At 62.2% G+C, this 12,974-nt stretch carries 16 protein-coding genes; 8 read left to right on the top strand and 8 right to left on the bottom strand.

The genetic code is table 11. The annotated features are described in order from the left end of the window. The first annotated feature begins 20 nt into the window (after positions 1-20). A complete protein-coding gene (locus tag AC1DX6_RS22750) occupies positions 21-254 on the top strand; it encodes a BolA/IbaG family iron-sulfur metabolism protein (RefSeq protein WP_023798252.1) in 234 nt (77 codons plus the stop codon). Between the two features lie 24 nt (positions 255-278). On the opposite strand, the gene AC1DX6_RS22745 is transcribed toward AC1DX6_RS22750, so the two are convergent. Beyond that, a complete protein-coding gene (locus tag AC1DX6_RS22745; protein WP_477317471.1) occupies positions 279-1,076 on the bottom strand; it encodes a phosphodiester glycosidase family protein in 798 nt (265 codons plus the stop codon). 151 nt (positions 1,077-1,227) lie between these two features. On the opposite strand from AC1DX6_RS22745, the gene grxD reads away from it, so the two are divergent. Continuing rightward, positions 1,228-1,563, top strand: coding sequence for a Grx4 family monothiol glutaredoxin (gene grxD / locus AC1DX6_RS22740; protein ID WP_111542518.1), 336 nt, complete (start codon positions 1,228-1,230; stop codon positions 1,561-1,563). A gap of 175 nt (positions 1,564-1,738) precedes the next feature. Beyond that, positions 1,739-2,983: a multidrug effflux MFS transporter gene (locus tag AC1DX6_RS22735; protein ID WP_477317469.1), complete on the top strand. Its 1,245-nt coding sequence runs from the start codon at positions 1,739-1,741 to the stop codon at positions 2,981-2,983. Positions 2,984-3,019: 36 nt separating this feature from the next. Here the strand turns inward: AC1DX6_RS22735 and AC1DX6_RS22730 are convergent, their stop codons facing one another. From AC1DX6_RS22730 to rpsD, 3 genes are all read right to left on the bottom strand, one after another. Next, the gene (locus AC1DX6_RS22730; RefSeq protein WP_477317467.1) at positions 3,020-3,847 is read right to left on the bottom strand and encodes an inositol monophosphatase family protein; all 828 of its coding nucleotides are present in this window, start codon (positions 3,845-3,847) and stop codon (positions 3,020-3,022) included. Beyond that, positions 3,837-4,730: a tRNA 2-thiocytidine(32) synthetase TtcA gene (gene ttcA, locus AC1DX6_RS22725; RefSeq protein ID WP_477317465.1), complete on the bottom strand. Its 894-nt coding sequence runs from the start codon at positions 4,728-4,730 to the stop codon at positions 3,837-3,839. The genes AC1DX6_RS22730 and ttcA overlap by 11 nt, the downstream gene beginning before the upstream one ends. 109 nt (positions 4,731-4,839) lie before the next feature. Continuing rightward, positions 4,840-5,457, bottom strand: coding sequence for a 30S ribosomal protein S4 (gene rpsD / locus AC1DX6_RS22720; protein ID WP_006332867.1), 618 nt, complete (start codon positions 5,455-5,457; stop codon positions 4,840-4,842). A 387-nt stretch (positions 5,458-5,844) separates the two neighbouring features. Between rpsD and AC1DX6_RS22715 the strand changes: the two genes are divergently transcribed. Continuing rightward, positions 5,845-6,054 carry a hypothetical protein gene (locus AC1DX6_RS22715; protein WP_477317463.1) on the top strand — a complete coding sequence of 70 codons (210 nt, stop codon included), beginning with the start codon at positions 5,845-5,847 and terminating at the stop codon, positions 6,052-6,054. Between the two features lie 111 nt (positions 6,055-6,165). Here AC1DX6_RS22715 and AC1DX6_RS22710 read toward each other — a convergent pair whose 3' ends face one another. Continuing rightward, positions 6,166-6,354: a DUF3008 family protein gene (locus tag AC1DX6_RS22710; protein WP_477317461.1), complete on the bottom strand. Its 189-nt coding sequence runs from the start codon at positions 6,352-6,354 to the stop codon at positions 6,166-6,168. A 135-nt stretch (positions 6,355-6,489) separates the two neighbouring features. On the opposite strand from AC1DX6_RS22710, the gene AC1DX6_RS22705 reads away from it, so the two are divergent. Then, the gene (locus AC1DX6_RS22705; protein WP_477317459.1) at positions 6,490-7,872 is read left to right on the top strand and encodes an RNB domain-containing ribonuclease; all 1,383 of its coding nucleotides are present in this window, start codon (positions 6,490-6,492) and stop codon (positions 7,870-7,872) included. On the opposite strand, the gene murI is transcribed toward AC1DX6_RS22705, so the two are convergent. From murI to AC1DX6_RS22690, 3 genes are all read right to left on the bottom strand, one after another. Further along, entirely contained in the window at positions 7,869-8,669 is an 801-nt protein-coding gene (murI, locus tag AC1DX6_RS22700; RefSeq protein WP_477317457.1) for a glutamate racemase, read from the bottom strand. The genes AC1DX6_RS22705 and murI overlap by 4 nt on opposite strands. A 101-nt stretch (positions 8,670-8,770) precedes the next feature. Further along, the gene (locus AC1DX6_RS22695; RefSeq protein ID WP_477317455.1) at positions 8,771-9,523 is read right to left on the bottom strand and encodes a hypothetical protein; all 753 of its coding nucleotides are present in this window, start codon (positions 9,521-9,523) and stop codon (positions 8,771-8,773) included. After that, positions 9,462-10,313, bottom strand: a complete 852-nt coding sequence (locus AC1DX6_RS22690; RefSeq protein WP_477317453.1) for an RNA methyltransferase — start codon at positions 10,311-10,313, stop codon at positions 9,462-9,464. The genes AC1DX6_RS22695 and AC1DX6_RS22690 overlap by 62 nt, the downstream gene beginning before the upstream one ends. 219 nt (positions 10,314-10,532) lie before the next feature. On the opposite strand from AC1DX6_RS22690, the gene AC1DX6_RS22685 reads away from it, so the two are divergent. The 3 genes from AC1DX6_RS22685 to AC1DX6_RS22675 are packed head-to-tail and all read left to right on the top strand — an operon-like array spanning position 10,533 to position 12,970. Beyond that, a complete protein-coding gene (locus AC1DX6_RS22685) occupies positions 10,533-11,744 on the top strand; it encodes an NADP-dependent isocitrate dehydrogenase (protein ID WP_477317451.1) in 1,212 nt (403 codons plus the stop codon). 12 nt (positions 11,745-11,756) lie between these two features. After that, positions 11,757-12,377, top strand: coding sequence for a glutathione S-transferase family protein (locus tag AC1DX6_RS22680; protein WP_477317449.1), 621 nt, complete (start codon positions 11,757-11,759; stop codon positions 12,375-12,377). A 44-nt stretch (positions 12,378-12,421) separates the two neighbouring features. Beyond that, positions 12,422-12,970, top strand: a complete 549-nt coding sequence (locus tag AC1DX6_RS22675) for a demethoxyubiquinone hydroxylase family protein (RefSeq protein WP_477317447.1) — start codon at positions 12,422-12,424, stop codon at positions 12,968-12,970. Positions 12,971-12,974: the final 4 nt, after the last annotated feature.

The following is a 12,974-nucleotide window of genomic DNA, read 5'->3' as shown; positions in this document are numbered from 1 at the left end:
GCTTGAAACAGGATTTTGCCATGGCAATGGACGCGCACGACATCGAACGGCTGATCAAGGAAGGCATTCCGGACGCCAAGGTGACGATTCGCGACCTCGCCGGCGACGGCGACCACTATGCGGCCGAAGTGGTGGCCGAAAGCTTTCGCGGCAAAAGTCGGGTCCAGCAGCACCAGATGGTTTACGATGCGCTGAAGGGCAATATGGGCGGTGTGCTGCACGCACTCGCGCTGCAGACCAGCGTGCCGGAGTGAGCTTGCGCCGGCGCTAAAGCAGCTTCATCGCTTTGCCGTCACCGCAACGATCGGCCCTGCCGGATAATTCCCACCGACGATCATCCTCTCGCCATTCGACAATGCCGAAACCGCGCCGTCGAAAAACAGCGCGTTGGGGCAGTTGAGCGCGTCGCGGAACAGGCGCGCGAAGCTGCCCAAGCTGACCTCCGAACGCGAGATCGCCAGCACCACCATATTATCGTCACGCACGCCAACGCCGTTGCGGATGTAGCGCGAGCTGCCGTTCGCCTCGAATCGAGGATGCAGCCGGCCATCGATCACCAGCATCGGCCCCGACTGGGTGGCGTACGCCACGTCCGGCTTTGCCGCGGCAAATGCATTCGTCTCGATGATCGCCGCCTTGCCGTCCTTGCCGATCAGGAACACGCCGTTCGGCTTGAGGAAGAAATTGCCTTCGGCGTCGGCAAGGTTGAGCGGCGCCTTTTCGCGCCCGGCCTCGACCAGAAGGCCAACCGGCGTCAGATCCTCATGATACATGCCGGCGTTCATGGCAAGCAGCACCGGCCTGCCCTCGCCTGTCATCGCCTTGTCGAATTTATCCAGCGAGCCGAAGGGTTTGCCGTCGGCACCGGCGTGGACGACGGCGATGTCATAGCTGCGAAGATCGATCTCGCAGACGATGTAGGGAACCGCTTCGAAACTGAAATCCCGGCATGGCGCCGGCAGTTCGCCGCCGACGACGATGGGCGGGCGCTCCGGCTGCCTGAACCACCAGATCGAGGCCAGCGCGGCGACCAGAACACCGATCGGGATTGCCGCAAAATACCGTCTTTTCATCACGTCCTGGGGGCCGATGCGTTTGGCCCAACATCACGCGATGTTTTGCGCCATTTGCATGGCGGTGCGGCAAACATCTTGTTTCGGGCAACCTATGGGTTTATTTGATGGCTATGTTTCCAGCCTGACTCCCACAGGCGTGAAAGGATCGTCCATGAGCGGTATCAACGACTACATCGACAACGAAGTGAAGGGCAACGACGTCGTCCTTTTCATGAAGGGCACGCCCGGTTTCCCGCAATGCGGATTTTCCGGCCAGGTCGTGCAGATCCTCGATTACATCGGCGCCGACTACAAGGGCGTCGACGTGCTGACCTCGGCCGAGTTGCGGCAGGGCATCAAGGAATATTCCAACTGGCCAACGATCCCGCAGCTCTACGTCAAGGGTGAGTTCGTCGGCGGCTGCGACATCATCCGCGAAATGTTTCAGGCGGGCGAACTGCAGACGTTCCTCGTCGAAAAGGGCGTCAGCGTCAAAGGCGCCGCCTGACTTCCGTTTTGTGCATGTCGTTGTCCCAAAACCGCTGTACACTTTTGGGCGACATGCACTGAAAACGTCGGGGGTGCCCCCACCTCGGCAGACTGTCGCTCCCCGTTAGCGGGGCAAAAGACGAATTCATGCGCCGGCCTTCCGGCGCATATTCGTTTGAAAGATCGGACTTGCCGTGGACAACCAGACCGACGCGCCGCAACGGGCATTCAAGCTGCCCATTCCGCGCTGGGAATTTATCGCGTTGTGCGCGGCGCTGATGGCGCTGAACTCGCTTGCCATCGACATCATGTTGCCGGCGCTCCAGCAGATCGGCGCGTCGCTGGGCGTCGAAAATGAAAACCACCGCCAGTATGTGATCACCGCCTATATTCTCGGTTTTGGCGGCGGCCAGCTTTTCTTCGGGCCGATCTCGGATCGTTTTGGCCGCCGTGCGCCGCTTGTCGCCGGCCTGATCATCTATGTGGCGGCGGCTGCCGCGGCCGCGATTGCACCAAGCTTTGAAACGCTTCTCTTATGCCGGGCCGTGCAAGGCCTTGGCGCGGCCGCGACACGCGTCATCGCCGTGTCGATCGTGCGCGACACCTTTGACGGCCGGCGCATGGCCGAGGTCATGTCGCTGATCTTCATGGTGTTCATGGCCATCCCGGTCGTTGCCCCCGGGATCGGCCAGTTCATCATGCTGTTTGCCACCTGGCACTGGATCTTCGTCACTATGGCGGTCGGTGCGCTGATCGTGTCGGCGTGGTCGCTGCTGCGCCTGCCCGAGACGCTGCATCCCGAATATCGCCGGCCGCTGACGGTCTCGTCCGTCATCGGCGGTTTCCGCATCGTGCTCACCAACCGCATCGCGCTCTGCTATGCCTTCGCCAGCACCTTCGTCTTCGGGGCGATGTTCGGCTTCATCGCGTCGGCGCAGCAGATCTATGTTGACGTGTTCAATGTCGGCGAACTGTTCCCTGTCATCTTCGCCGGGGTGGCGGGCGTGCTCGCCTTCTCTAACTATTTGAACTCACGCCTGGTCGGCCGCATCGGCATGCGCCGCCTGTCGCAAGGCGCGCTGCTGTTGTTTCTGGTCATCAGCCTTGCCTGGCTGGTCGTCTCACTGGAGATGAAGATGCCGCTCTGGCTGTTCGTCACCTTCTTCGCTTGCGCCATGGTGCCGTTCGGCGCGCTCGGCGCCAATTTCAACGCCCTCGCCATGGAACCGCTCGGGCAGCTGGCCGGCACGGCGTCGTCGATCCTCGGCTTTATGCAGACCTTCTTGGGCGGCATCCTCGGCACGCTGATCGGTCAGGCTTTCAATGGCACGGTGACGCCGCTGGCCGCCGGCTTCTGCAGCGTGTCGGTTGCGGCATTGCTGATGATCTTCATCGCCGAGCGCGGCAAGATGTTCCAACCGCACAACAAACCGGTTTAATGCGCCTCACTCGCTGCGGTGAAGCGAGGAAGCCGGCTATTGCGCCCAGAGTTCGCGGCGGATTTCGCGCCAGCTTTCCTCGTCCGGCGCAACGAGAATGCCGCCGTCGACATGCGACGGCAGATAGGCGCTGCCGTCGAAGCGCCGCGTATAACCGCCGGCCTCGGCATGGATCAGCATGCCGGCCAGATGGTCCCACGGCATCAGCTTGTTGTAGACGACGAAATGGGCGTGGCCGCAGGCCAGCAGGCGGTATTCGTGCGCCGCGCAGCGATAGCCGATTTGCGACAAGGTCTTGGTCTGGTTGCGCGCCAGCCGCGAGCGCTCCGGCTCCGGCATATACTGCCAGGAGACTGCGCCGGTCATTTCCGATATCGGCACCGGCCCGGTGACACGCACCTTCTCCAGGCTGCCATGCGCGTGCCTGATGTGGCTGCCAGCTCCCTTGGCGCCGATCAGCCAGTCCTTGCCGACGGGATCGTGAATGATGCCGGCGACCGTCTCGCCCTTGACCACGACGCCCAGCATGACGCCGAACAGCGGCACGCCGGAAGCGAAGTTGAAGGTGCCGTCGACCGGATCGATGACGAAGGCGAGTTCGGCATCGCCAAGGCCGTGCAGCAGCGCCGGATCGTCCGAGCAGGCTTCCTCGCCAACGATCATCGCCTGGGGATAGCGCTGACGCAGCCTGGCGGTGATCAGCCGCTCGGCATTGACGTCGGCCTCGGTCACCAGATCGGCGGCCGAAGTCTTCTGGCGGATGTCGCCCTCACCCAGCCGGCGAAAGCGCGGCATGATCTCGGCGCTGGCTGCATCGGCGAGAAGCTCAGCAAGCCAATCGATTGCATGGTCGTCAAATGTCATCGGAAAGGTCTGGTCCTGTGCTGAGGTCGCCATTGAGCGCGGCAAAGTCGAACAGTTTGCGGTCGAGCAGATGTGACGGCCTGGTGTTGGACAGCGCGCGAAGCATCGTGTCCTTGCGGCCGGGCATGCGCTTTTCCATGTCGTCGAGCATCGCCTTCATGGCATTGCGCTGCAAGCCCTCCTGGCTGCCGCAGAGGTCGCACGGGATGATCGGAAACTTCATGGCGCCGGCGAATTTTTCGAGATCGGGCTCAGCGCAAAAGCTGAGCGGCCTGAGCACCATGACGTCGCCTTCGTCGTTGAGCAGTTTTGGCGGCATGGCGGCAAGCCGGCCGCCATGGAACAGGTTCATGAAGAAGGTTTCCAGAATGTCCTCGCGATGGTGGCCGAGCACCAGCGCCGAACAGCCTTCCTCGCGCGCAATACGGTAGAGATGGCCGCGCCTCAGCCGCGAGCACAGCGAACAATAGGTGCTGCCCTGCGGCAGCTTGTCGGTGACCACCGAATAGGTGTCCTGGTACTCGATGCGGTGGGCAATGCCATATCTGTCGAGATAGTCGGGCAGGATGTGCTTTGGAAAGTTCGGCTGGCCCTGGTCGAGATTGCAGGCCAGCAATTCGACCGGCAGCAGACCGCGCCATTTGAGATCGAGCAGCACGGCGAGCAGGGCGTAAGAATCCTTGCCGCCGGACAAGGCCACCAGCCAGCGGTCGCCGGGCCTCACCATCGCGAAATCCTCGATTGCCTGACGGGTAAGACGCAGCAGCCGCTTGCGCAGCTTGTTGAACTCGACGGAAGACGGCACATCGGCAAACAACGGATGAAAGCCGCCTTCGATGTTGGCGATCGGCGACAATGATTCGACGTCTGGCAGCATGTTCATGGCGCGTCGGCCTCGAAGTCTCTGTTGCCGTCCGGATTAGCGGAGGTGGCGGACAAAGAAAAGGCCGCCTCGACGGGCGGCCTTCGATGGTGTCGTAAAATGGAGTCGATCAGCGCGAATAGAATTCGACGACCAGGTTCGGTTCCATCTGCACGGCGAAGGGAACGTCGGCCAGGCCGGGGATACGCGCGAAGGTGGCGACCATCTTGTTGTGATCGGCATCGATGTAATCCGGCACGTCGCGTTCTGCGAGACCGACCGATTCCAGGACGATGACCAGCTGCTTCGACTTCTCGCGCACTTCGACGACGTCGCCCGGCTTGCAGCGGTACGAGCCGATGTTGACGCGCTTGCCGTTCACATTGACGTGGCCGTGGTTGACGAACTGACGGGCGGCGAAAATGGTCGGCACGAACTTGGCGCGGTAGACGACCGCGTCGAGACGCGACTCGAGCAGGCCGATCAGGTTCTCCGAGGTGTCGCCCTTGCGGCGATCGGCCTCTTCATAGACCTTGCGGAACTGCTTTTCCGAAACGTCGCCATAGTGACCCTTCAGCTTCTGCTTGGCGCGCAGCTGCAGGCCGAAGTCGGAAAGCTTGCCCTTGCGGCGCTGGCCGTGCTGGCCGGGGCCGTATTCACGCTTGTTAACCGGGGACTTCGGGCGGCCCCAGATGTTTTCGCCGAGACGGCGGTCGATCTTGTACTTTGCGGATTCGCGCTTGCTCATCGCATTCCCTTTCAAAACAAACACACCCGGAACCTCATGGTCCGGGTGAAGGAAACGCGCCCTCCTCTGGCCTCCGTTTTCGAGGCCTGACAGGGTTTTCCCACGCAACGCGGCGGAAAACCCACGGGACACGTCAGTTCAAACAAGACCGGGAGACTACCAACCGGTTTCCCAAGAGGTCTTGCGTATACAAAGAAACCACCGGACATTGCTGCCCGGTGTTGGCGCGGTGGTTAAACGGACATTTAACCGGTGTCAAGCTTGTGAATGGCGCCGGGCGTCCCGACCGTATAGCATTTTCCGTGTTGAATACGGTGCCGGCTGTGGCGGGAGGTTGTTGCGCCAACGGCATCAGGAAGGGACTGAAGCTAGAGGAGCCCGATTCTGATGAAGAAATTCTTCCTTTCGTTGGCAGGTGCGGCGGTACTGGCAGCATCGATGTCCGTTGCGGTGCCGGAGCCGGCAATGGCCCGGCATTGGCATGGCCATCGGCATCATGAGGTATGCCGCATCGTGGTCAAGAAGAAGGTGGTGTGGCGGCATGGCCACAAGCGCGTGATCCGCTACACGGTGCGGCGCTGCTGGTGGCGCTGGTAAGTCCGGCCTCGGCCTCCGAAGGCTGACAGCCCCATCAATTGAAGCCCGCGGTCTAGCCGCGGGCTTTTTGATGGAACATCGCGGGCGCGGCGTTCTTTTGTCTGATTTCCTTCAATGCTTCGACTTCTTCTCGGGCAGGCCCTTGCGCTTGGTCTCCGCAAAATCCTCGAGCTGTTTTTCACTCATGGATTCGTACATTTCCTTCGACGCGCCTTGGAGTTCGCTCTTTTTTGTCTCGCCGCGTTTGGCGGACAGTGCCGCGCCGGCGGCCATCTGCTGGGCTTTCGATGTGGCTGGCATGATCGGCTCCTCCTTTTGCTACCAGAAGAAACGTCTCGCTTCGGCGACGGTTCCAGTGCCAGCGGTTCGATTTCGTGTCTACCCCGCCAGCAGAGCGGCCTTCCCGTGTCCGGAACGCCAGTGTAGGACGGCGTGATGAAATCGTTGACCGATCCCTCGCAAGCACTCGCTACCGGCCTCGCGAAAATCCGCAGCGAGTTCCATGTGCCGGTCGGATTTCCCGCTGATGTAATGGCCCTGGCACAGTCTGCGGCCAAGCGCGTGCCCGACCAGCATGCCGACCGCACGGCGATGCCCTTCGTGACACTCGATCCGGCGACTTCCACAGATCTTGATCAGGCGTTTTCGATTGAGGCCAGCGGCAGCGACCTTCTGCTGCACTATGCGATCGCCGACGTGGCCTGGTTCGTCGAGGACGGCGACGCGGTGGATATCGAAGCCTGGGCGCGGGGCGAGACCCTGTATTTGCCGGACGGCAAGGCCGGGCTCTATCCCCCGGTGATTGCCGAGGGTGCGGCGAGCTTATTGCCCAGCGGACCGCGCCCGGCCGTTATCTTCACGGTTCGGATCGCCGAGGACGGAGCGGTAAAGCTGGACGGCGCAGAGCGGGCAATCATTCAAAGCCGCGCCAAGCTCGCCTATGACAGCGTCCAAGCCTCCGACGTTCCGACCGGCTTCGCCGAAATTGCGCGGCGCATGGCGGCAGCCGAAGAGCGCCGCGGCGCTTCCCGCGTCGACCCGCCCGAGCAGGAAGTAGAACAGCTTGCCGATGGCACATTCCAGCTTGCTTTCAGGCCGCTGCTGCAATCCGAGCAAGACAACGCAGCACTTTCGCTGGCCGCCAACATGGCGATTGCCGACGCCATGCTGGCACACCGGACCGGGTTGTTTCGGGTGATGGCGCCGCCGGATGCTTCCAAGGTGCAAAGGCTGCGCAATGCAGCACAGGCTCTCGGCCTGTCCTGGCCGGCGTCGACCAGTCTGCCCGACTACCAACGAACCCTCGATCCTACCAACAAGCAACAGGCCGCGCTGATGCTGGAAATCCGCCGCGCCGGCTCTGGTGCGTCCTACCAACCCTATGAAGAAGGCGTTGTGCCCTGGCACGAGGCGATGGCTGCGACCTATGCCCACGCCACGGCGCCGTTGAGGCGGCTGGCCGACCGTTACGTCGTGCGCTGCACCCTGGCCATCGCCAATGGGCAGCCGGTACCGCAGACCGTTACCGACGCGTTCGCCAGGCTGCCCAAAACTATGGGGCGCGCGGATGCCCGCGCCTCGCAGATCAACCATGCAGCCATCGACCTTGCCGAGGCAGTCATGCTGAAGGGACGCGAAGGTGAAACGTTCAAGGCCGTGGTCACCGACGTCACCGATCAGCGTGTGCGCGTGCAGCTGTCAGACATGCCTGTCGTTGCCAACGTAAAGGCCCCCGGGTCCGGACAGGGCGATGGCGTTACGCTAAGGCTCGTTTCGGCCGATCCGGATCAACGCAGCGTCGTCTTCGCACCTGCCTAACACACGCTCAGGCCAAAGCCCTGCATCAGCCGGCGGGTGGCGAAATCTACCTTGCCGGAGGTGAAAACAGCGATGTCGGGCTCGCCGTCCGGCAGAGGGCCGTCGACAGGCGCGAGCAGCGACATGGCGCGCCGTGCGATCGCTTCAGCCGGATCGATCCAGTCCACCGGCCAGGGCGCCGTCTTGCGCATGCGGTTGGCCAGGAAGGGGTAGTGCGTGCAGCCCAGCACGACGATGTCGGTGCGGGCGCCGTCCTTTTCGACAAAGCACGGGGCTATTTCCTGGCGCACGATCTCCTCGTCGACGAATCCCTGGCGCATATAGATTTCGGCCAGCGGGGCAAGCCGGTCTGAACCGACCAGCCGCACATGGCATTTCTGCGCCCATTTGCCGATCAGATCGCGCGTGTATTGGCGCTTCACGGTGCCGGGCGTCGCCAGCACGGAAACCAGACCCGAGCGCGTGCGCTCGGCCGCCGGCTTGATCGCCGGCACCGTGCCGACAAAGGGATGTCCGGGAAATTTCTCGCGCAGCGCATCGATCACCAGCGTCGAGGCGGTGTTACAGGGGATGACCGAGATCTCAGGCTGGAATTTGTCCAGCAGCGCGCCGAACAGGCCGAGGATGTGGGCGTTGAGCGCAGGCTCCTCCCAAGCTCCATAGGGAAAGGCGGCGTCGTCGGCGACATAGATGAAGCGGCGGTCGGGCATCAGCACGCGGGCTTCGCGCAGCACGGTGAGGCCACCGATGCCGGAATCGAACATCAGGATCGGGCGGGCGTCTGATGGAACGGTCATTGTGCTTGAATCACGAGAAGAGCTGGGATCAGGCGAAGAGGCCGGCTGCGGCCTGTGCGCTTCTATCTGGAACGATCGTGGCCTTGAAGTGGCGAATGTGCTCAGACAAGACCGCGTTTGCCGAAGCCGGTTGGCCGAGGACGAGCGTTTGGACCTGCCGGTCGCGACGGCGCCGGCCGCGTGACGGAGGTGGAAGCCTGTGAAGCGATGGCGGCGGCCGGCGAGGAATACAATTTCGAGTTCATGTTGCCGAGCGGCGCGGCCGGTTCGTCGAAATCGAAAACCGACGCCAGCTCGTTGAGGTCGACACCTGCAGGCTTGGCCATCAGAATTGTGCACCACAGACCAAAAATCGAGAGCCCGAGCAGGTTCAGACCGGAGTTGAAATCTTCAGCACCGAAATCATAAACCAGGACCGTGCCGGCCTGCAGAAACGCAAAGAGGGCAGAAAACACGATATATCCCCACAGGATCCACTTCGATCCTTGCGCGTCACGGCTGCGGCGCCAGGCGAAATTGGCGCGAAACAGCACAACCACCAGCGAAACCACCAGGATCGCTCCCGCCACCCCTTCGCGGCCCGGGCCAGGTTTCGAGTTGGCCAATCCGTCAAAGCCGATGGTCAACGAAATGGACAACACCACCGCCACTATTTCGGCGACCAGCAGGGCCGCGGAATAAGCGAAGAAGCGCAGACGGCCGATATTTGAAGCAAACATCTCAGGGCCCATCGTTTTCATGACAATGGGCCAAACCGGATAAAATTCGGTTACCGGTGACGCTGGGTAATGCCTAGTCCTTGTCCGCCGCTTTTTTCGCACGTGCAGCCGCAGCAGGCAGCCGCCTTGGATCATCTCCCGGCGAACCGTCGCCGCGCGGCATGGCCGGCGAAAACCGGTCCAGCGACGATATGATGCCGCGCAGCACCTTGAGTTCCGGCTCGGCAAAGCCGGCCCGTGTCAGCACCGCGCGCAGATTGTCGACCATCTTCGGCTTCTTCGGCGCCGGGCGAAAATAGCCGCGCGCTTCAAGCGCGCCTTCCAGATAGGCGAACAGGCCGTGCAGCTCTTCCTTGCTTGCCGGCTTCATCTCAGGGCCGGCAAAGTTGGTTTTGGTCTCGTCTTCCAGGCCGGACTTCATCCACTCATAGGACATCAGCAAAGCCGCTTGAGCGATGTTGAGCGAGGAGAAATCAGGATCCACCGGAAAGGTGACGATCTCGTCGGCAAGGCCGACCTCGTCATTGTAGAGCCCAAAGCGCTCGCGGCCGAACAGGATGCCGGTGCGCTGACCCATGCCGTGACGGGCGCGCAGGACCCTGCCCGCCTCCACCGGGCCGCGTACGGATTTGAAGCCGTCGCGCTGCCTGGCCGTGGTGGCGACGACAAAGTTGAGGTCGGCGATCGCCGAGGCCAGGTCGTCGAAGACAGTCACGGCATCGATGACATGGTCGGCGCGGCTCGCCGCGGCTCGTGCCTTCTCGCTTGGCCAGCCGTCGCGCGGATTGACCAGGCGCAATTCGGCGAGGCCGAAATTGGCCATGGCGCGCGCCACCATGCCAATGTTCTCGCCGAGCTGCGGCTCGACGAGGATGATCGCCGGCCCTGCGGCAGGAATTTTGTCGGGCTCTATTTGGGCTGTCATGGTCTCAATGAACTGCGCTTTGCGGCATTTCAGCGTCCCCTGCCACATTCGGCCGCGAAAATGAAGCTTTCGCAAGGAACGATCGGCGGGGACGGTTGGGCGCTACAGGGCTGATCGCCGTTTGCGCGGTCAAAAATGCTTTGATATACGGGCCGCATCCCCGGCCGAAAGCCATGCGGGCAAGGCCGTTCCGATCCCCAAAAGCGAGGCATTCTTTCCATGGCGAAGATCAAGGTGGCGAACCCGGTCGTCGAACTCGACGGCGACGAGATGACCCGCATCATCTGGCAGTTCATCAAGGACAAATTGATCCACCCCTATCTCGACCTGAAGCTTGAGTATTACGACCTCGGCATCGAGCACCGCGACGCCACCAACGACCAGGTGACCGTCGATTCGGCCAACGCCATCAACAAGTACGGCGTCGGCGTCAAATGCGCGACGATCACGCCCGACGAGCAGCGCGTCGAGGAATTCAAGCTGAAGAAGATGTGGAAGTCGCCGAACGGCACCATCCGCAACATCCTCGGCGGCACCATCTTCCGCGAACCGATCATCATGAAGAACGTGCCGCGGCTGGTGCCCGGCTGGACCAAGCCGATCATCGTCGGCCGTCACGCTTTCGGCGACCAATATCGGGCCACTGATTTCCGCTTCCCGGGCAAGGGCAAGCTGACAATCAAGTTCGTCGGCGAGGACGGCAAGGTGATCGAGCATGATGTGTACGACGCACCAGGCGCCGGCGTCGCCATGGCGATGTACAATCTGGACGATTCGATCCGCGAGTTCGCGCGCGCCTCGCTGAACTACGGCCTGCTGCGCAACTATCCGGTCTATCTCTCGACCAAGAACACCATCCTCAAAGCCTATGACGGCCGCTTCAAGGACATTTTCCAGGAAGTCTACGAGGCCGAGTTCGAGGCCGAGTTCAAGTCGAAGAAACTCTGGTACGAGCACCGGCTGATCGACGACATGGTGGCCTCCAGCCTGAAATGGTCGGGCGGCTATGTCTGGGCCTGCAAGAACTATGACGGCGACGTGCAGTCCGACACGGTGGCGCAAGGGTTTGGTTCGCTCGGCCTGATGACCTCGGTGCTGATGACGCCGGACGGCAAGACGGTGGAAGCCGAAGCCGCGCACGGCACCGTCACCCGCCACTATCGCCAGCACCAGAAGGGCGAGGAAACCTCGACCAACTCGATCGCCTCGATCTTCGCCTGGACGCGCGGGCTCGCCCACCGCGCCAAGCTCGACGACAATGCCGAACTGAAGCGCTTTTCCGAAACACTGGAAAAGGTCTGTATCCAGACGGTGGAGTCCGGCTTCATGACCAAGGATCTGTCGCTCTTGATCGGCCCCGACCAGCCCTGGCTTTCAACCACCGGTTTCCTCGACAAGATCGACGAGAACCTGCAGAAGGCGATGGCCTGACGGGCAAGCGACATGGGCAAGCCCATCGTCTACGGGGCGGACTACAGCGTCTATGTGCGCATCGTCCGCCTCGCGCTCGAGGAAAAGGGCATCGACTACGAGCTTGTGCCGGTCGATGTCTTTGCCGCCGACGGCGTTCCCGAATGGTATCTCGAGCATCACCCTTTCGGCCGCATCCCGGCCTTCTCGCATGATGGCTTTCGCCTGTTCGAGAGCAGCGCGATTGCCCGCTATGTCGACGAGGCTTTTGACGGTCCGGCGTTGCAGCCCGAGGAGCCGCGCAGCCGCGCAACGATGAACCAGATCATCGGCATGCTCGACGCCTATGGCTACCGGTCGATGGTCTGGGATGTCGCCGTCGAGCGGCTGGAGAAAGAGCCACCCGACGAGGTGCTGATCGCCAACGGACTGCGGCAGGCGGGCACAGTGCTGGCGGTGCTGTCCTCACTGAAGGCATCGGGGCCGTGGCTGATGGGAGACCAACTGACGCTGGCCGACCTGCATGCCGCACCGATCATCGGTTATTTCGTCAAGGTTGCTGAGGGGCAAAGCCTGCTAGGCGATTTCGCCGATATCCAGGCCTGGTGGAACCGCATTGCAAAGCGTCCGGCCTTTGCTAACCGGCTGACATAGGTTTGGGCGTCCTGGCTGACCTTACTCACCAGGACGCACTCACAGTGGCCAGAATAGTCAGGGTCAACCACGCCGGCGAGTTCGGCGCGATCCGAATCTATTCGGCTCAGATTCTTGTCGTCAAGCGCTTCTGGCCTGATTGCGTGCCGTCTTTGTCGGAGATGCTCGGGCACGAGCGCACTCATTGCGCCGCCTTTCGTTCCGCCATGCCGTCACGACAGTCGCGACCTTGCCGGGTGATGCAGTTCTGGAGCTGGGGCGGCTGGCTGCTGGGCTTCGTGACCGCCCTGCTCGGACCGCAAGGCATCTGGGCCTGCACCGCGGCGGTCGAAGCGGCGGTGCATCGCCATCTCGACGATCAGCTGTTTTTCCTCGTCGGCCGCGATCGTGAGCTGCACGACATCATCCTGGCGATCCGCGAGGAAGAACTCGCCCATCTCCATCACGCCGAGGAGCAGCTGAAATCGCCCAGCCCGTTGCTGAACCTTCTGCGGTCGCTGATCTCAATCGCCACCGACTGCCTGATCTGGCTGTCCACCTGGGGCGACTCCGTCAGAATGACGCGCGCGCTGAAGGCTGCAAAGCGCCCCTAGTGGA

This window comes from Mesorhizobium sp. P2_C4 (genome assembly GCF_056404575.1).
Note: the sequence above shows the minus strand (reverse complement) of the source record. Positions and strands in the feature narration are given on the sequence as shown.

Coding starts and splice junctions, on each gene's coding strand:
- AC1DX6_RS22750 (WP_023798252.1), top strand. CDS start 21: ATGGCAATGGACGCGCACGACATCGAACGGCTGATCAAGGAAGGCATT.
- grxD (WP_111542518.1), top strand. CDS start 1,228: ATGAGCGGTATCAACGACTACATCGACAACGAAGTGAAGGGCAACGAC.
- AC1DX6_RS22730 (WP_477317467.1), bottom strand. CDS start 3,847: ATGACATTTGACGACCATGCAATCGATTGGCTTGCTGAGCTTCTCGCC.
- ttcA (WP_477317465.1), bottom strand. CDS start 4,730: ATGAACATGCTGCCAGACGTCGAATCATTGTCGCCGATCGCCAACATC.
- rpsD (WP_006332867.1), bottom strand. CDS start 5,457: ATGAGCAAGCGCGAATCCGCAAAGTACAAGATCGACCGCCGTCTCGGC.
- AC1DX6_RS22715 (WP_477317463.1), top strand. CDS start 5,845: ATGAAGAAATTCTTCCTTTCGTTGGCAGGTGCGGCGGTACTGGCAGCA.
- AC1DX6_RS22710 (WP_477317461.1), bottom strand. CDS start 6,354: ATGCCAGCCACATCGAAAGCCCAGCAGATGGCCGCCGGCGCGGCACTG.
- AC1DX6_RS22705 (WP_477317459.1), top strand. CDS start 6,490: ATGAAATCGTTGACCGATCCCTCGCAAGCACTCGCTACCGGCCTCGCG.
- murI (WP_477317457.1), bottom strand. CDS start 8,669: ATGACCGTTCCATCAGACGCCCGCCCGATCCTGATGTTCGATTCCGGC.
- AC1DX6_RS22695 (WP_477317455.1), bottom strand. CDS start 9,523: ATGATCCAAGGCGGCTGCCTGCTGCGGCTGCACGTGCGAAAAAAGCGG.
- AC1DX6_RS22690 (WP_477317453.1), bottom strand. CDS start 10,313: ATGACAGCCCAAATAGAGCCCGACAAAATTCCTGCCGCAGGGCCGGCG.
- AC1DX6_RS22685 (WP_477317451.1), top strand. CDS start 10,533: ATGGCGAAGATCAAGGTGGCGAACCCGGTCGTCGAACTCGACGGCGAC.
- AC1DX6_RS22680 (WP_477317449.1), top strand. CDS start 11,757: ATGGGCAAGCCCATCGTCTACGGGGCGGACTACAGCGTCTATGTGCGC.